The organism is Variovorax sp. KBS0712, assembly GCF_006323185.2.
In the GTDB taxonomy this organism is placed as follows: Bacteria; Pseudomonadota; Gammaproteobacteria; order Burkholderiales; family Burkholderiaceae_C; genus Variovorax; species Variovorax boronicumulans.
This window is the reverse complement of record NZ_VCCD02000003.1, coordinates 33313-51504: the sequence shown is the minus strand read 5'-3', so window position 1 is coordinate 51504 and position 18192 is coordinate 33313. Positions and strand designations below refer to the sequence as shown.

Here is an 18192-nt window from a genome sequence, read left to right as displayed (position 1 = left end):
GCTTCATTGCGACATCGTCCGGGCCGCGACCTACGGTCGGATTGTGATGAATCGATCCTTTTCCTGAAGGATCGGCGGCCGCCACTTGGCGGCGCTGCACCTGCGGCATCCCATGCCGCTAATCCGACATCGGTGATCACGTATCGAACCGCGAGGCATGGCCGATCTCGCGTTGCAAGGACGGGGCTTTTGGCTACCCCTCAGAGGACAACACATGGAATTTCAGAAAAAGACAAGGCGCTCGTTCATGGCGCTGTCGGTCGCCGCCTTAACTGCTTGCGGCGGCGGAAGTGGAGGGGGAGGTTTGGGCTTCGGTGGTCTTGGCGGGCATGACCCGCAAGGTGGAGATGGCGACGGGCAAACGTCGGCATTCACGGCGCAAGAGCGCTCTGAGGCCACATTGCGTATTCACGACAAGTACGAGGAGCTACTCTTGGCAAAGGTGTCTGAGCCCTTCGAAGCGTTGAAGGCGTGGGCCTTGACCCAGCCGGAGTACGACGACGCGGGAACGGGCGACCTGACCTTGTGGACGCGTTTCAAGGACGGGCGGTACTTCGTCTACACCGACAACCGCGAACAGTTGAACTTGCCGGAGCCGACGCGCGCTGCGCTCAGTCTTCGCGCCGACGAAAGAGTTGCGAGCCTGGGTGCTTCGGGAAAGCCGGAGATCGCCGAAAGCGACCTGGCAGTCATCCTCTGTGCGGATGATTCGGGCAAATTCGTATGGACGAACAACTCGCAGCAACGCGTCGCAAAGACTTTGAAGGACAGCGGATGGAATATCCATCCGCAAAGGTCTTTCACGATCGATGCACTCATGGGATTGCAAGGAAAGAGCATCGGGCTGCTCTACATCGCGTCTCATGGGGCCATCCTCGGCCCCACGGGGAGAAAGCAATACGGACTCTTTTCGGAGACCCGGGCGACTGAGGAGAACGAGAAGAAATACAAGGCGGAGTTCGATGACGGCGTGCTCATCTACCACCGCGATCGCGATCGCACAAAGGAGCAGCGCGGCGAGCAGTTGCCCCCGGTGTACGGCGTGACTGCGCAATTCGCATTCAAGTACCTCCAGTTCTCGGACGCTTCTCTCGTCGTCATGTTGGCCTGCATGTCGGGATCTCCGGAAGCCCTGGTCTTTCGAGATGCCTTGCAGCTGAGACAGGCCGGAACGATCGTCGCATGGGCTGGCAACAGCAACGACCACGGCGCCGAGTCGATGGAGTACATGTTCGACAGGCTCGCCGGTGCCAACAAAGTCGATCCTGGAACGCCCAACAACCGGGCCTTCAACATGGACGCCGTCTGGGAGTACATGGGCACAAAATCCACCGCCGAAATCAAGCCCAACCTTCTGGTCACACCGGCAGTCGAAGACGACAAGGCCGACGCATTCATCAAGCGATTCGGCAACGGGTTCGATCTGAGCAACCCCGTGATCTCGGAGCTGGAAGTGGATTGGAAGGACAAGCTGATCGTTCACGGCAACTTTGGTACCGAGGCCGGAGAGGTCACGGTCGGAGGTGCCAAGGTCGACGTTTCGTCCTGGGCTGACGACAAGCTCGAGCTGACGCTTCCGACCGACAAGGCGGATCCCCCGGGTTCCTTCGGCGAGGTTCGTGTGACGGCGCGCAAGCGCAAGAGCAATCCGCGCGTGCTGACCTCGTGGCGCGGAACGGTGGAATACACGTTCGAAACGCTGCCTCAACCTGGAAGCACGGGCATGCTGTCCAACGTCATCACCGTGGACCTGCATGTGCGTGGCGATGCCCACGAACTGCGGCGAAAGGTGGACGGCTCGCTCGTGCGCAGCACGCGCCCGCTCGTGCCGGCCTCCGATACAGAGGTCAAGTACGAGGCCAAGGGGAAGAACGACGCGGGCCTGCTCAAGACAGCGTGGAGCGGAAGTGGATCGCTGCCGTTCACGGGTAACGGATTCGAAGGCGGGAACTCGCTCGTGATGTTCGCGAGTCTCGACACCGTCGAGCGCGTCCTCAAGCTCAGCCCCGCCGTAGTGAGCCAGGACGTGGTGACCGTCACGACCACCACGTCGACGGGCGTGCCGACGACCAGGAAGTCATCGCTCAGCCTCTGGACGAACGCCCTGGGATTCACGGACCCGTATGGCGGCGATCTGGTGTCATTCGGAACGGCGCTGCCTTTCGGTTTCGGCAGGCCGGACGTGGCGCCCTACGACAAGCAGTTGCCCGTGCCGACGCTGCCCGCCAATTCTGGCTGGATGCGAGTGAAGACGACCGGTCTCACGGCATCACCACCGTTCGACGACACGATCGGCCGCTGACGAATTCAAGCGGAATGCGCAGTAGCTCGCTGCCGCGTGGCGGACGGTGAGTTGCTGCCGATCTCCCTACAAAAGAAAAAAAGGAAAAAGATATTCATGAAACAAGATTCAAGCGGTCGCGCTGGAGCCATCGGGTTCGCGCGCAAGGGATGCATCGCGGCCTTCACCGGCCTGGTTGCCTTGCTGGCTTCCTGTGGGGGCGGCGGCTCCGGCGGTGGGAGCGTCTTCCCGATAGGCCAGTTGCAGCAGCAGACACCGCCGCCGCCACCACCGCCCAACTACAAGGTCGGCGGCACCGTGACGGGCCTGGCCGGCAAGCTGATCCTTCAGAACAACGCAGACAACGAGCTCGCCGTCAACGAAGATGGAAGCTTCACCTTTGCGTCGCCTGTGGCGGAAGGTGCGGACTATGCCGTCACGATCCGCGCCCAACCGCTGTGGCAGTTCTGCTCCGTGAGCAACGGCAGCGGCAAAGCCACTTCCGAGGTCATCTCCGTGACGGTCGCGTGTTCGGCGGCGCTTGCAAAGGTCACGACGTTTGCGGGCTCCGGACAACCCGGATCCGGCAACGGCACTGGCGCCGCGGCATCCTTCGATCTGCCGTTCGGATTGACCATCGATGCCGAAAACAATCTCTATGTCGGGGACCTGAGGAACAATTTGATCCGGAAGGTGACACCGGCGAGTGATGTCAGCACGCTGGCAGGCTCTGGCCATTCAGGCTCGTCCAATGGAACTGGCACTGCCGCATCGTTCCGTGGCCCCTATGGTGTGGCGGCAGATGTCCATGGCAACCTGCATGTCGCCGATTTTGAAAACAACCTGATCCGCAAGGTCACGCCCGCCGGTGTGGTCTCGACAACGGCAGGTTCCGGCGCGAGAGGTTCTGCCGATGGCACCGGTGCAGCCGCAACCTTCTACAAACCAGCGGGCGCTGCCGTCGACGGCAGCGGCAACATCTATGTCGCTGACTTCGAGAACCACCTGATCCGCAAGATCACGCCGACGGGAGAGGTGACCACACTGGCTGGTTCCGGGGTGGCCGGATCAGCTGACGGCACCGGCACTTCCGCATCGTTCAATGCCCCCCTCGCAGTGGCGCTGGATCTGCAAGGCAACATCTACGTGAGCGACTTTCGCAACAACCTGATCCGCAAGATCACGCCCACAGGCGTTGTTACGACACTGGCGGGCTCCGGGGAAATGGGGGCCGAGGATGGCACGGGATCGGCAGCATCTTTCAGGTACGTCGGTGGATTGGTCGTTGATGGCAGCGGTAACGTCTTTGTGGCTGACAGTGGGAACCATCTGATCCGGAAGATCACGTCAACGGGTGTCGTGACCACGTTGGCTGGCTCGCGGGGAGAGCCGGGCACCGATGACGGGGTGGGTGCCGCAGCGTCGTTCGCCGATCCTTATGGCATCGCGGTAGACGCTGCAGGCCATCTCTACGTGGCGGACACCAGCAACCATCTGATTCGCAAGATCACCCCGATACCCGCGAACTGAATCGTTGCATCCGGCGTACAGCAAGGTCCGGCACCCGAAGACCGGATATATGAAGGCTCGGAAATGAACAATGATCCTCCTGTGCCCGGTCCGCGAGGCGCTTCAATCCCGGGCGATCTGCGCGCCCTGATGGAAAAGGGTGTTTCCGCGATCGTCAGCAGCAGCGGGCTCGCACTGTTGCCCAGTGTCATGCGCGCCGTTGCGACGGCGCTGTGCGCCGACGGTGTCACCGTCTACCTGTCACGCCCGCAGTCGATGCAGCTGCTGCAGGACATCTCCAGCACGGGTCGCATCGCCGTGGTGTTCTCTGAGCCGATCTCTCATCGCACCGTGCAAGTCAAGGGAGCGGATGCGCGCATCCGGTCCATCCGCCCGGGCGACCTGAAAAAAATTGAGCGCTATCTCGCCTCGATGGAGATCGAAATACAGCAGGTCGGGTTTGATTCAGCATTCACTCATGCGATGCTCGCGCATCGGATGGATGACCTGGTTGCGGTCGCTTTTGTACCAACGCAGGCGTTCGACCAGACACCCGGCGCCAAAGCCGGGGCTTCGTTTTCATCGATCGAAGAACGGGAGGCGCGGGGTGCCTAGATCTTCTCGCCCATCGCTTGCCGACATTCGTCCTTGCTTGGAGGGCGCCATACCGGCCGCTATGGCAACGTGCGGTGTGGATGGCACGCCCAACGTCACCTTCATCTCACAGGTGTTCTATGTGGATGAGCGCCACGTGGCGCTGTCCTTTCAGTTCTTCAACAAGACACGCCAGAACATCCTGTCCAATCCTCACGCGACGGCGGTGGTCTTGCATCCTTCGACTGCAGAGTCCTACCGGCTCCAGCTTCGCTACTTGAGAACCGAGACGCAGGGCGCCATCTACGAGGGAATGAAGGCGCAGCTCGCGGGCATTGCATCTCACAGCGGCATGACGGAGGTGTTCGCGCTGCGCGGCTCCGACATCTACTGCGTGGAAGCTATCGAGAGCATCGAGAGTGTCGGCTCGCGTGCATCGATGGCTCCGCCACGCACCAGTCCGCTCAGTGCCGTGCGCCGCGGCGGCGAGCGGCTGTCGCGTTGCACCGGGTTGGCGGATGCATTGAATGCAACGCTGTCGACCCTCAATGAATTTCTCGGTGTCCGCTACGCGATCGTCCTGCTGCTGGACCGTCAGATGGGGCGCCTGTACACCGTCGCCACCTGCGGCTACGTGGCCTCTGGAGTCGGCTCCGAGATCGCGATCGGCGAGGGCGTGATCGGAGTGGCCGCGAGGGAATGCACACCGGTTCGCATCGTTCACATGAGCCTGGCCTACAGCTACCACCATGCCATTCGAACCAGTCTGCTACCCGGCAGTCCGGTGCCGGCACATGAGATAGAAACCATCCCCTTTCCCGGCCTGGTGGAGCCGCACAGCCAGATGGCAGCGCCCATCATGTCAGGGGGCGTGTTGCTGGGCGTGCTGTTCGCCGAAAGTCCGGTCGATGCGCGATTCGATTATCAGGACGAAGATGCGCTGGTGGCACTGGCATCGCACCTGGGCACTGCGATCGATCTCGCACAGTGCACGGCCGACGCCGGCGAACATTCTGTGTCGAATGCCTCGTCTGCTGCACTGCGATTGAATCAAAGGCCGGTGCTGAAAGTTAGGCATTTCCATGCCAACGACAGCATTTTTCTGGATGACGCCTACCTGATCAAAGGTGTCGCCGGCGCCATCTTCTGGAAATTGGTCCGCGATTTCCGTGATGCAGGCCGCACGGAATTCACTAACCGTGAATTGCGCCTGGACCCGAGCCTTGGACTGCCAGACGTGACTGACAACCTGGAAGCCCGATTGCTGATGCTACAGCGACGTTTGGATGAACACGGCACCGACGTGCGCGTCGAGAAGACGGGGAGGGGGCGCTTTCGTCTGGTAGTCCAGCGACCCCTGGAACTGCTGAACATGGCGCACTGAGGTTGAGCAGGTCGTTCGCCTCCCCGCTGACTAGTCGCTCTCCCTCGAACGCGCTCAAGCGATTCGCATCTGACTGTTCTGCGACTCGATGTCCTCGACGTCCACACAAGCGCTCCGAGGTGCCTCCCCGGCATTCTGAGGAGAAGCCGATGGCTTGAAAGATCTCGGGTACAAGACCGAAACGGTGCGCTGATTGGGCAGTTCCACTCCCGATGTCCCGCCGCGATGCGCTGTTACAACCCTCTCCAGAAGCTGCTTCAGCTCGACGGCTTGCGCGCGGTAGTCTCGAATTCCTCGGGTGACCGTATGTGAAGGTGCGCCATGCTTGTCAGGGTCGCTCAGTGCCTGAAGAACAGCATCTCGAAATGCGTTCTGATCGTTGCTACCGACGATTCGTCCATTGACGCCGTCGACAATGTCCTCGACCACGCCACCTGAGGCGGTCGCGATCACCCAAATACCGCGCGCGAGGGCTTCGCGGACCGAAAGACCAAAGCTCTCTTTTGCTTGCGAAGGGACGAGCAGTACATCGACCGTATCGAAAAAATCGTCCATTTCCGTCTGTTTGTATGGCGGAAGAACTTCGATTTGCCCATTGACGTTCCACTCGCTCGCCTGGATGGACGGCGGTCCCATCTGCATGGCAATGTCGGGAATCTTGAGGACATAGCCATCTTCCGGCAAGGACTCGAAGAGATCCTTGAGCCAGAAGTATCCCTTATGGGCTGCACGCCCGCCCAGGTAGGCGAAGCGAACGCGTGCGTTCGGGGCGCGGGCAGGGCGAGGTCGGTCGGGGAGGAGCACGCCGTTCTTGTTGACGACGACGCGGTGCGGTGCCAAGCCGTTGGCGATATAAAGCTGGCGCTGGAACTCGCTGGGTGCAAGCAGCAGCGCAGCGCCTTCGAGCGATTTGCGCAAGTGAAAGCTGCGCTTGAAAGCGTGGCCACTGTCGGCGACGCACTTCGAGCAGGTCCCCAGGTCGACGGTCTTTTGACCGCAGTACCGGCCATCTTCACGCACCATGAACTGCCGTTCGCACAACCACCAAGCGTCATGCAGCGTGATTGCATAGGGAATGTTCTCCTGCGCGCATGCCTCGATCAAGGACGAACTCAGCATCTGGATGGAATGCAGGTGCACGACATTGGGCTTCACCGCACGGATCGCCTGCACGAAGATTTCTTTCATTGCGGGATCGTTGTATTCCAGTGTTGGATCCCCATTGTTGGGAAGTTGAACCGCAATGACCGGCAGGCCTAACGCCTCGTAGCGAACGACTTGGTAGTTCGGGAGATGCGATGCTGTGATGCCTGTGAACACAGAAATTCCGCAACCGTCGGCGGCGAGCTGGCGCGCCAGTTGTTCGGCCACAATCGTCGCGCCACCAAAGCTGTGAGGCGAGAAAAGCACGTTGGCGATTAGAACCTTCAGGCCTTGCGGTTTCGGCGATGGACGCAGATGGTCGAGGATTGGTTGTAAAGGACCTGCAGCCATCGCCGTGGGGCGGTATCGGCTCATGGCTGAGCGGTACGCTTCGTTTCCCATCCGATGACGAAGCGGTCTGTCCGTGATGAGCAGCGTCAAGGCCTGCTCCCACTCCTCGGAGTTTCGGGCCAGCATACCGTTCAGCCCATGTGTGATTACCGCACTGAACGGACCCGTTGCAGAGCAGATGCTTGGGATTCGGAATGCAGCAGCTTCGATAAACTTGATGTTGCTCTTGGCGTGATTGAAGGTGGTGTTCTCGAGTGGAGCGATGCTGATATGCCATGACGACAGTGCGAGCAGGTAGTCATCTGCTTCGAGAAACGGAACGCTGAAAATTCGATCTGCGTGCTGAGCGAGCGAAGGGGGGACCTTCAACGGACCGTGCACAACCAGACGCACGTTTGCATGCCGTTGCATGACTCTGGCCAATGCGTCGGCTGCGACGATAAAGTCCGCATCATGTGTTCGTGAGCCGCTTCCATAGCCAATCGTGACAACATCGATGGATGTTGCTTCGGAAGAAGGTGCTGCCCTCTCTGCTATCCGCAAGATTTGATCGTCGAGACCGTTCTCGAGAATATGGACTTCGCCCGCAACATGCCCTTTCATATGGCGCGCGATGGTCGGCGTGCTTGCGATGCCGTGAAGGCAGAGGCGAAGCATCTCGCGATACTGGCGTGCGCCGTCAAGAGCGGCCTCTCTCATTTCCGATGGCAAGCCCAATGCCTCGAGGTTCTCTCGGTACTCATCGACCTCAAAAACAAGATCATCCACATCAAAGAAGGTCGGGACGAGAAGTCGTCGCGCTTCTTCGGCGAGTTTCACGGTTTCCGTAGAGGCCGGAACACGATAGAAGATGACGAGACCATGGAACTGCATCGCCCTCATGCATCTAGCATGGTCGCGCCAATCTATAGCGCTCGCTTCGTATCCAACGATATTGAACATCGCGAGCTTTTGATCCACGCGATATCGCTTGCAAGCCGGTAGCGAGAGCTCGGCGACGATCAATATCCGTTGCCCCCGGCTTTCTCGGCTGACCGTCGTCAGCCCATGCTGCCAAGGAAAAGAGGAATTCGGGGCGCCTAGGCGATTTGTAGAACCCTGGAGCTTGGTGGACGCATGGCGTGTCGGTCTATGCCTTGGCTTCGCGTCCACGTGCATGAAGAGGTCTCGATGCTTTTCATAGAGGAGGCCCCGCCGGGTTCCCAATGGAAACCAGCGCGCGCGCAGTCTCCAGTAGCGCTGCACGAATGCCCAGCCCACGCTCTCGTGGATTGTGGAAAGCTCAGTAGTCTGCCGTGAGATAGTAGATAGAAGCTCGTTGAGGTGAGATTTGTTTTGCGCAATATCTCTGTTGAGGGCGCGGACATCTTCTTCCAGCTGACTTACGACCGCGTCCCGGTTACGTAGTTCTAGTTCCCAGTGTCGGTTGCGCTCATGCGACGCCCCGAGCTTGTGCGAGAGCTGCTCTTCGATAGACGTCGAAACAAGCAATCTCTCGCGAATTTTCTGGTGTTCCAGGACGGACTGTGCCAAGGCGAGTCGCAGATCTGTCGTCCGAAGCTTCTCGCTGAGGCGGGAGCCCAGTGCAGAAAAGGTGAGTTTGAGGGCCTTCGAGTCCTCGTCGCGAGAGTCCCAGAAGGCGTTGAGAACTTCCGGTGGTTCGGAGCCAACAAGCAATACGCCAAGCCCGCTGTCATGATGGAACTGAAAGCAGCAAAACTTGGTACGGAGTAGTGCCCAAGCATGGCGATCTTCATTCCCGAGATCGGCGGATTCGATGCCGCGAACGATGATGAGGCCGGACCGGCTCATTTTCGGGTGCCAATGCCGAATCTGGTCTTCTAGACGTATGAGTGGATGGCTTGCGTCGATGTGAAGGATGTCGATGCTTCCGAGGTCGAAGGACTGCGAGGCATCCGCCGGCGTTGTCGGGATCAGAGCAGAAAAGTGGCCGTACAGCGGATCGTGATGTTGCCGAAGAGCGGCAATCCCCGAGGCATCCGTTCGTGTGTCTGGATCAAAAATCGCCATGGCAAAGCACTGCGTGGAGAGCTCGAGACTCGCTACCGTCTGGCAACTGGCGAGATAGACATTCCCGCCGCGGGTGCCCAACTCGACCAATCGCTGGGGTCGTACTGCGCTGACGAGCCACATCGCGAATGGAACGTGCTCGATCGAAGCGTCGGCGGAGAGGAGGCGATCAGGGTTGGAGAGGCAGACCGGATGGTCCATCGGGTTCAGGGCAGGAGGCATCGAGGAATTGTTCCGTTCGCAGCGTTCCCCGTACACAGCCCAATGACGCGATCTGACAGCCCTGTGGCTTCATCTCAGTTCTCAGTGGTCGATGAAGTTCAAAGGGATGAAAAAACTTTCGTTCCAAAACGTTCGGCTGTGCCTGCAAGTGTTTTGACTGTGGTCTGTTGGCAAGGGAAGGTGAACACTCGAGATTTTGAGAATGGAATCGATTGTTCATGCCTAACGTTGTGAAACCCCCGCGTTTCGACCTCTACGGAGGAATTCACAAGGCGTTGCGTGCGCTGATGACGGATACCCTGATCTCCCTCGGGCGAATGGATGGTGACGATCCGGATGAATATGCCGAGATGACGCAACGTGTCTTGACACTGCTGGAGTTCTGCCGTTCACACGCAGACCACGAGAGCCGGTTTATTCATGCCGCGTTGGAGGCTCGCGCAGAAGGATCGACCCGATTTGTCGAGGAAGACCATGAAGCCCATGAGCGAGAGATCGAGAAGCTGGTTGAGGCCACAATCAAGCTGCAGAAATGCGCTCCTGAGCACCGCTCTGCTGATACGAATGTTCTCTACAGATCGCTAGCCTTGTTCATTGCTCGAAACTTCGAGCACCTTCACATCGAGGAAGTCGTTCACAACGCGATACTGTGGAAGCACTACTCAGACGTCGAAATTGGCGCAATGCACGACGCCATTCTCCGCTCCCTCACTCCTCAAGAGGCTGGTTTCATCCTCCGTTGGTTGATTCCATTCTTGAGTCCTTCGGAGCGCTCACTGGCGATGTCGAAGATGAAATCAACTTCACCTCCCGCTGCGTTCGTCGCCGCACTGGAGGCCGTGAAGCCACATCTGGGAGAGCGGGAATGGTTGAAGCTTTTGACCAGCTTGGAGATGCTCGACGAGGAATATGAGCGGGCATGAGCGACGGCACTTTTCCTCGGCGCTATCCGACCGAGTTTATTGAGATATGGAAACTTCGGAACGGGTCTCGTTTTCTTTTACGTCCCGTGCTTCCGCAAGACGAAACCTTGATCGCTGAGATGGTGAGGAGGCTCTCGCCTACTGCTCGTGGTTATCGATTTCACGGTGGATTGCGGGAGCTCTCGCAGGCGCAGTGTAGAAAAATGAGCTGCGTGGATTTTGAGAGCCATGTCGCTGTCGTGGTGACTTGTCGGGATCAGGGTGGAGAGATAGTTGTCGCTGAGGCTAGGTATGCGGTCAACAGGGATGCCGGTGACCGCTCAGCCGAATTTGCGCTTGTGGTGGAGGACTACTGGCAACGTCGTGGCCTGGGATTTCTGATCATGAATACGCTAATCCTCAGCGCTAGAAATTCAGGCCTGCAATGGCTATATGGCGACGTCCTGGTGAGAAATGAGCCCATGCTCAAACTGATGCGGCGCTGTGGGTTCTGCTGTTCTCCCGATCGTGAAGACCCATACCTGGTTCGAGCCGAGCTCGCTCTTGCTGGTGCGGGAACGTGGACCCGCCACAACAGTGGATTTCCTTCACATTGGAGGAGGTGGTGGCGACGGCTGTTCTGCGTGTCAAAAGTTGGGGACAGGTATCGCACAAGGTAGCGGCATATGAAAAATCAGCCCAGAGAGGATGAAATGAAACCACATCGGTCGACCTCGATTGAGGACGCTGAGATTCGGTCTGCCCTGCGCGCAATCGCTGTAGTCACGCGCATGCATCTTTGCTTGCGAGAGATCAGTGAAGAACTGCTTGCACTTTTCCCCGATGTCCTTCCCCCGGACTCATCCGAGATGTCTCGCCAGGATTGCACCGCAAAAGATAGTAGACCGTGAATCCCTCCGCGTAGTGCTGACGCCGTCGGCATACAACTCGACCTCAGCCCGCACGAAACATCATGGACATCCCAAGTGCAAGAGTGAAAGATCCCTCTCAAAAAGGACTCGCAACAGTGAGGAGCCGCGCGATTCCTCTAGCTCCTCACTGTAGAGGGCGTGCCGACCGAGTTTTCCGCACAACCAGGCGCATGAGAGTGCACCGCTGATTTGCTCGGCTATTCGAGAAAAAAATGTCAGACGGCCAGCTCAAGGACGATTCTTTCGCATGCCCTTAGTAACCATTTGCCTCGCGCGTCGTGAACCAGCGACCTCGAAAGAACAAAAGGCCGCGCTGATCGCTGGCGCTACTAAGCTGTTGCACGACGTGCTGGGCAAGCGGCCGGAAGACGTGACTGTTCTGATCGAAGAGGTCGATCCAGACAACTGGGGCCAGGGCGGGGAAAGCGCGGCGGCATTGCGGCGGCGCAGACATTCGGTCGGGGAACAATCGAGTTCCTAGCATGCACGACGCATCGTCCAATCCCACGCGAAGTTTCAGTCGGTGCCAGAGCGGCCAACGCCCATCAATGACAATCGGCCAACTTGTACCCCTTCCAGAATGGGCTGTGTTGATTGCCGCCGAAAATTGACCCTCTAAAGCCAGTAATTTCCGTCTAAGACTGACCCACGTAAAACTCTACCCTGCTCATTCTTAAAGCAGGGGATCCTAGGAGTGATAGACGTGGCGACATTGAGTGTCATCAGACGCTGGGCCCTGCGCGAGCAGATGTCCATTCGCGAGATAGCCAGGCGTACAGGCCTGTCTCGCAACACCGTAAAGAAGTACCTGCGAGCCGGCGATGAAGAGCCGCGCTACGCCAAGCGGATGAGTTCAAGCAAGCTCGATCCCTATGCCGAGAAGCTCGGGACCTGGCTCGCGATCGAGGCCACCAAATCGCGGAAACAGCGGCGCAATCTGCGGCAGATCCACACACACCAAGCACTTATCCACACCGTGAAGCCTTCAGGCTCACAAAGCGGGTGGGTCAGTATTCGATGGAAATCTAGGGTCAGAGATCGGCGGAATCCAACAGTCGGCGGGTTGCAGTCGTGGAGTGGTTCGGCTCACGCGGGGCGCTCCTTCTCTTCTCGATGGAATGGCATGGAAGAGGGCGAGCTTAGGCTTCAGCCGGACTGCCTATTCAGTCCAATTTCTTCTCTACGGGCAGACCACATTCCCGAAGTCTCGCGTCTATGCAAGCGCCTCGGCCAGCCGCTGGATGGCTGTCTCGATCTCATGCGGCGTGAGCGCCGCGAACCCCAGCAACCACCCGCCTCTGCTTGGCGGCCTGGCATACAGGCGGCTGAGCCCGGGCAGTTCGATGCCGACTCGCGCGGCCTGCCTGATCGTGTCCAGCTCCGACCGGCCTTCGGTCAGCAGGCAAGGCATCTGCAAGCCGCCTGGAGGAAGATGCGCCGTCACGATGCCTGAAAGGTGCCGCTGCACGGCGTGGGCCATCGCCTCCCGACGCGCTGCATAGATCTTGCGCATCGACCGGATGTGCGCGCCGAAGTGGCCAGCCTCCATGAAGCGGGCCAGCGTCAGCTGGGCGATTTGCGGGGTGTGGCCGTCGAGGATGCTGCGCGCATGGCTCATGGGTTTGACCAGCTCGTGCGGCAGCACCATGTAACCCATCCGCAAACCGGGATACAGCGACTTGCTGAAGGTCCCGAGGTAGATGGTCCGCTGGAAGGTGTCCAGGCCCTGCACGCAGGCCGTGGGCAGGCCTTCGTAGTGGAACTGGCTGTCGTAGTCGTCCTCGATGATCCAGCCCTGGCGCTGCGCCGCCCAGGCCGTCAGTTCAAGGCGCCGCTCCAGGGCCATCGTGACGCCCGTGGGATATTGGTGCGAGGGTGTGACGTAGATGGTGTTGGCGCCGCTCCTGTCCACGCGCAGCCGGTCGGTGCGCACACCTTTTTCGTCTACGGGGACCGGCACGATCTGGAGTTGGGCCATCTCGAAGGCCTTGCGTGCACCGAAGTAACCCGGGTCTTCCATCAGGATCGGCTGGCCGGCATCGACGAGGACTTGGGCGCACATGAAGAGCGCCTGCCGGGTGCTGGTCAGCACCAGCACCTGATCGGCCGTCGCCTTGGCTCCGCGCTCCAGATTCAGGTAGTCCGCAATGGCCTGCCTCAAGGGCTCGGCGCCTTGCGGGTCGCCGTGCAGCAACACGCTGGCGCGATGGTCCTTCGAGGCTTGGCGCTGCAGGCGCTCCCAGACGGCCATGGGGAAGGTGCGCGTTTCGGGAAGCCCGGTCGCGAAGGCCTTGACGACCTGCTGGTCGCAGACGCCGCCACCGGCGAGGAGGTCGGCGCCCCTCGAACTCAGTGCCGCCGGGGCGCGGGCCCGCGGCCGCAACGGTGCCGCCGGCAGGTTGCTTTTTCTGCCGCGCGTTCCGAGAAGGCTCGGTCCTATCTTGTCGGAGACAAAACTGCCCGAGCCTTTGCGCCGTTGGATGTAGCCGTCGAGTTGCAACTGGGCGTAGGCCGTTTCCACCGTGTCGCGCGACAGGCCCAACGACTGCGAGAGCGTACGCGTGGCGGGCAGCCGATAGCCCGGTGCCAGCATGCCATCCAGGATCAGCTGGCGCAGTGCGCGCTGCACACGGACCCGCAACTCCAGCGATGCCAACCTGGGATCGGCGATGTGGATCTTGAGCGTGTCCAGCGCGAGATTGCGTGCCATGTGGTCTGTCGACAGCCGGAGGCTGCGAGTTTCGAACAGTCCATTTTGCGCGACGGTGTCCGCCGGTCTTGTCTACAGACTCATCCGGTACTCGATAAACCCCGAGTTCTGTGCAACCCAGTTGTACAGCTTCTGCGCGCGCTTATTGGTTTCATGCGTGTGCCAATAAAGCCGTGCACATTGACGCTGCTGCGCGAGGGCCTGCACCGACTCGATCAGCAGTTTCCCGATTCCACCACTCCGAACAGTAGGCGAAACATACAGGTCTTCGAGATAGCAGAAATCGGCCGTCGACCATGTGGAGTGGTGCACGACCGAATTCACGAAGCCGATCAAGCGATCGCCTTGCGTGGCGACGGTAGAGAACACAGGCTCGTCGGGATCCAAGAATCGATCGAAGGTGGTGCGCGTGACTTCTGCAGGCAGCTTCACTTCGTAGAAGGCCTGGTAGTCCAGCCAGAGCTGGCGCCATGCTTCGTAGTCGTTTTCTTCGATGGGCCGTGCGAGCGGTGGTGCTTGATTGCTGTTCATCTGATCCTGCGTTTCTGATGATTGAAGGGAGTGGGTGTTTCATCCTTCCCGGATTCGCCAAATGGTAGGCGCCCCGATCAGTCCGAACCCGACCAATTCGGGCCGCAAGAGCAGGCCAATTTCAAGGATTGACGCCCTGAACTGCTGAACGGACTTCGAGGCGAAGCACTTCGCCACTTCCCGCAAAGGGGCGCCATCTGACATGTTTCAGGCGCTGCTGGTATGGCGGCCACGACACGGCGTATCAGGCGTACCAGGAACTCCACGCTTCGGCGGGGTCGAGACCCAGCTCATCGACCGAGTGTCCGAGGATACGGGCGTACTGACGGGTGCCCAGGGACGGAACTGCGTACAGATCGCGAGGGAGTTTCGCTCTCTGAAAATCCCCTCGCTGCTGCAGCCCAGGACTTGATGGGAGTGGCGCCCCGCTGTTGGCAGGGCGTTCGGAAAACACGAATGGACTTGAGTCCGAGCGGTTTTGATTGGTGGAACGCCCCTTTGGGGAAGTGAGGCCGCATGCGGCACACCAAGGTCGCTGCCAAGAGGTAGCCCGCCCCTGGGAGGCGCCGAAGTGGACGATGTTGCCAAGCGGGTGCAGGTGTTCTGGCTCTCGGGCAACGGGGGGAGCACATCGTGCCCCTCGCCACTCCTCGGCGAGCGGCCACGACAGTAAATGGTTCGTGTGACTTGTTTACCTGTTTTAGGTGATTGTTTACAAAAGTTTCAATCACTACGATTGGTTAGATCGGGTGAATGAACTCGATTCAATTTCTTATCCAAGTCGCCCGCAGGAACCCCCCATGTCCAAAATCAGTCAACCTTTCGTCGCATCGGTCGTTGCCCAGAACGCCTTCTCTGACCAGAGAGGGCCGGAGAACGGCGGGGGCTGCGCTCGAGCAGCAAGTGTTGGCAGCCATGCAACTCACAGCAAGCACGAGGCGGGAATGCGGGTACACCGAGGGCTGGCACCGTCCTCGCTGACACGTGCGCTGCTGGCGGCGGGCTGCGTACTGGGCGCTGCGCTGGCTCCGGTGGGCGGCGTGGCTTGGGCGCAGGGCGTGCAGATCGGCAGCGGGGGGGATGGAGCAGCGGGTGGGCTGGGCTTCGCGGGCACAGCCGGCCAGGGTGGTGCGGTGGGCCAGTCAGGTGGCAATGGCAGCCAACCCTACCCGGGCACCGGCGGGACGCCGGGTGCAGGCGGTGGAGGTGGCGCGCTCGCAAATGGCGGCGGCGGCGGCGGCTCTACGGCTGCCAACGGCGCCGTCGCCATCGGCAGCGGCGCCAACGGTTCCAATCTGAATCCCTATTCCGTTCCGGCAGCCAACGGGCTGGGAACAGGAGGCTCCGGCGGTGGCGGTGCTTCGGCCAGCATTGCGGGCGCAACCGCCATCGGCGGCGGCGGCGGCGGAGGCTCGGGAAAGATCATGGGTGTTGGTGCTTATTCCGCCGGCGCAGGTGGCGCAGGAGCATCCGCCTCGAATACAGGCACTACCGCAATAGGCAGCGGTGGCAGCGGTGGCGCCGGTGGTGTTGAAGGCGGTGCTGGCGGCAACGGCGCCATCGCCAGCGGCATTGGCAGTACAGCCATCGGCAGCGGTGCTAAGGGAGGGGACAACCCCAACGGTAACGGCCAAGCCGGCGGCGCCGGCGCCGTAGCCAGTGGCAACTACACCACCGCCATCGGTGGCAGCAACGCCGGCATGCAAGCGGCCCAGGCCTTGGCCGACAACGCCACCGCCCTGGGCAACGGCGCGGTGGTCGGCAGCGGCGGCACCAACTCCGTTGCTCTGGGCCAAGGTTCGGTCGCCAACGCCGCCAATACCGTCTCCATCGGCGGCAACGGCACCACTCGAACCCTAACGAACCTGACTGCCGGCAGCATTGCTGTCGGCAGCACCGATGGCGTCAACGGCGGCCAGCTCTACACCGTCTCCACCAGTCTGAGCACCCTGACCACCAGCGTCAGCACCCTCTCGGGCAACCTGAGCACCGTGGCCGGCACTGTGAGCAGCCTGTCCACCGGCCTGAATACCACGAACGCCAACCTGGCCACCACCAACAGCAACCTCAGCACTCTGTCCACCAGCACCGCTGGACAAGTCAGCAGCCTGTCCACTGGCCTGAACACCACCAACACCAACCTGGCCGCTACCAACAGTAGCCTCAGCTCCCTGTCCGCCAGCACCGCCGGGCAAGTCAGCAGCCTGTCCACCGGCCTGAATACCACGAACGCCAACTTGGCCACCACCAACAGCAACCTCAGCACTCTGTCCACCAGCACCGCCGGGCAAGTCAGCAGCCTGTCCACTGGCCTGAACACCACGAACACCAACCTGGCCGCTACCAACAGCAGTCTCAGCTCCCTGTCCGCCAGCACCGCCGGGCAAGTCAGCAGCCTGTCCACCGGCCTGAATACCACGAACGCCAACCTGGCCACCACCAACAGCAACCTCAGCACTCTGTCCACCAGCACTGCCGGGCAAGTCAGCAGCCTGTCCACTGGTCTGAACACGACCAATGCCAATCTAGCCACAACAAACAACAACCTCAGTAGTCTGTCCAGCAGCACCGCCGGGCAGGTCAGCAGCCTGTCCACCGGCGTCTCCACCGCCCAGGGCACCGCCAACCAGGCGCTCACCATAGCTAACAACTCGGCCCAATACGCCAACAGCGGCCAGACCCTGCAACTCAACGGCAACGGCGGCCAAGGCACCACCATCGGCAACGTGGCCGCCGGGCAGGCCAGCACCGACGCGGTGAACGTGGGGCAATTGCAGCAGACGGCGCAGGGCACGCTGAGCAGCGCCAACGGCTTCACTACCCAGCAGGTGATGGCCCTGCAAACGCTGATGAACCAAGCCTTCCAGAACGGGCTGTGCAACTTCAGCGGCGGCAACGTCACCTGCGGCCCCGGCGCGACAGCGCAAGGCACCGGTGCCACCGCCCTGGGCCAGGGCGCCCAAGCCAATGGCGACAACACCACCGCGCTGGGTACCGGGGCGCAGGCCAACTACGCCGGCTCTGTGGCCATCGGCGCCGGCGCGCGCGCGTTGGCAGATCCGACCACGGCAGTGGGCAACAACGCCGTGGCCGCAGGCAACAACAGCGTGGCACTGGGCGCCAATACGCTGGCGACCGGTAGCAACTCGGTGGCCCTGGGCCAAGGCTCGGTGGCCGTCCGTGACAACATCGTCTCGGTCGGCAATGGCGCGGCCGGCCTGACGCGCCAGATTACCGACGTGGCCGCGGGCGTGATGCCCACCGACGCGGTGAACCTCTTCCAGATGCAGCAAGCGGTGGGCGCGGCGCAGAACACGGCCATCCAATACGCCTCGCGCGGGGTGGCCGCCGCCATGGCCATGCCGCAGATGCCCATGCTGTCGGCGGGCAAGCAGTGGGTGGGAGCGGCCGTGGGCAACTACGGCGGTGCCAGTGCGCTGGGCGTGGCTTGGGGCTATCAGGTCAACGAGAGTCTGAACCTGGGCGTGGGCCTGTCCAGCGCCACCAGCGGCGGGGGCGACAGCGGTGGGCGCAAACTTGGGGCGCGAGTGCAGGTGGGCTACGCTTGGTAGGGCGGGCGAAGCCTTCACGCCGCGGCTGAC

11 protein-coding genes and 1 pseudogene are annotated in these 18192 nt (G+C 60.8%); 9 read left to right on the top strand and 3 right to left on the bottom strand.

The features are described 5' to 3' along the window. Window positions 1–214: 214 nt before the first annotated feature. From FFI97_RS25075 to FFI97_RS25060, 4 genes are all read left to right on the top strand, one after another. On the top strand, window positions 215–2302 hold the full coding sequence (locus FFI97_RS25075; RefSeq protein ID WP_139701124.1) for a hypothetical protein: 2088 nt from the start codon (window positions 215–217) through the stop codon (window positions 2300–2302). Window positions 2303–2353: 51 nt separating this feature from the next. Beyond that, window positions 2354–3811: an NHL repeat-containing protein gene (locus tag FFI97_RS25070; protein ID WP_221937719.1), complete on the top strand. Its 1458-nt coding sequence runs from the start codon at window positions 2354–2356 to the stop codon at window positions 3809–3811. A 63-nt stretch (window positions 3812–3874) separates the two neighbouring features. Next, window positions 3875–4405, top strand: coding sequence for a hypothetical protein (locus FFI97_RS25065; protein WP_139701125.1), 531 nt, complete (start codon window positions 3875–3877; stop codon window positions 4403–4405). Then, on the top strand, window positions 4398–5768 hold the full coding sequence (locus FFI97_RS25060) for a GAF domain-containing protein (RefSeq protein ID WP_260685170.1): 1371 nt from the start codon (window positions 4398–4400) through the stop codon (window positions 5766–5768). Before FFI97_RS25065 ends, FFI97_RS25060 begins: the two co-directional genes overlap by 8 nt. 54 nt (window positions 5769–5822) lie before the next feature. Here FFI97_RS25060 and FFI97_RS25055 read toward each other — a convergent pair whose 3' ends face one another. Further along, window positions 5823–9494 carry a glycosyltransferase gene (locus FFI97_RS25055; protein ID WP_185993716.1) on the bottom strand — a complete coding sequence of 1224 codons (3672 nt, stop codon included), beginning with the start codon at window positions 9492–9494 and terminating at the stop codon, window positions 5823–5825. Window positions 9495–9733: 239 nt separating this feature from the next. Between FFI97_RS25055 and FFI97_RS25050 the strand changes: the two genes are divergently transcribed. The 4 genes and pseudogenes from FFI97_RS25050 to FFI97_RS25035 form a co-directional block, all read left to right on the top strand. Then, complete coding sequence (locus tag FFI97_RS25050) at window positions 9734–10438, top strand: hypothetical protein (RefSeq protein WP_139701128.1); 705 nt, start codon at window positions 9734–9736, stop codon at window positions 10436–10438. Beyond that, the gene (locus FFI97_RS34465; protein WP_139701129.1) at window positions 10435–11097 is read left to right on the top strand and encodes a GNAT family N-acetyltransferase; all 663 of its coding nucleotides are present in this window, start codon (window positions 10435–10437) and stop codon (window positions 11095–11097) included. The genes FFI97_RS25050 and FFI97_RS34465 overlap by 4 nt, the downstream gene beginning before the upstream one ends. Window positions 11098–11596: 499 nt before the next feature. Further along, complete coding sequence (locus FFI97_RS25040; protein WP_139701130.1) at window positions 11597–11830, top strand: tautomerase family protein; 234 nt, start codon at window positions 11597–11599, stop codon at window positions 11828–11830. 213 nt (window positions 11831–12043) lie between these two features. Beyond that, window positions 12044–12301 (top strand): annotated as a pseudogene (locus FFI97_RS25035) (helix-turn-helix domain-containing protein); the annotation flags it as partial. 261 nt (window positions 12302–12562) lie between these two features. Here the strand turns inward: FFI97_RS25035 and FFI97_RS25030 are convergent. Both FFI97_RS25030 and FFI97_RS25025 read right to left on the bottom strand, forming a co-directional pair. Next, on the bottom strand, window positions 12563–14059 hold the full coding sequence (locus FFI97_RS25030) for a PLP-dependent aminotransferase family protein (RefSeq protein WP_139701131.1): 1497 nt from the start codon (window positions 14057–14059) through the stop codon (window positions 12563–12565). A 72-nt stretch (window positions 14060–14131) separates the two neighbouring features. After that, window positions 14132–14590: a GNAT family N-acetyltransferase gene (locus FFI97_RS25025; RefSeq protein WP_139701132.1), complete on the bottom strand. Its 459-nt coding sequence runs from the start codon at window positions 14588–14590 to the stop codon at window positions 14132–14134. Between the two features lie 800 nt (window positions 14591–15390). Here FFI97_RS25025 and FFI97_RS34355 point away from each other — a divergent pair. Then, a complete protein-coding gene (locus tag FFI97_RS34355; RefSeq protein WP_313906294.1) occupies window positions 15391–18162 on the top strand; it encodes an adhesin in 2772 nt (923 codons plus the stop codon). Window positions 18163–18192: the final 30 nt, after the last annotated feature.

Bases quoted from the DNA above. Each gene is read 5' to 3' on its own strand.
- FFI97_RS34355 (WP_313906294.1), top strand. From the start codon at position 15,391: ATGTCCAAAATCAGTCAACCTTTCGTCGCATCGGTCGTTGCCCAGAAC.
- FFI97_RS25050 (WP_139701128.1), top strand. From the start codon at position 9,734: ATGCCTAACGTTGTGAAACCCCCGCGTTTCGACCTCTACGGAGGAATT.
- FFI97_RS25075 (WP_139701124.1), top strand. From the start codon at position 215: ATGGAATTTCAGAAAAAGACAAGGCGCTCGTTCATGGCGCTGTCGGTC.
- FFI97_RS34465 (WP_139701129.1), top strand. From the start codon at position 10,435: ATGAGCGACGGCACTTTTCCTCGGCGCTATCCGACCGAGTTTATTGAG.
- FFI97_RS25040 (WP_139701130.1), top strand. From the start codon at position 11,597: ATGCCCTTAGTAACCATTTGCCTCGCGCGTCGTGAACCAGCGACCTCG.
- FFI97_RS25065 (WP_139701125.1), top strand. From the start codon at position 3,875: ATGAACAATGATCCTCCTGTGCCCGGTCCGCGAGGCGCTTCAATCCCG.
- FFI97_RS25025 (WP_139701132.1), bottom strand. From the start codon at position 14,590: ATGAACAGCAATCAAGCACCACCGCTCGCACGGCCCATCGAAGAAAAC.
- FFI97_RS25055 (WP_185993716.1), bottom strand. From the start codon at position 9,494: ATGGACCATCCGGTCTGCCTCTCCAACCCTGATCGCCTCCTCTCCGCC.
- FFI97_RS25030 (WP_139701131.1), bottom strand. From the start codon at position 14,059: ATGGCACGCAATCTCGCGCTGGACACGCTCAAGATCCACATCGCCGAT.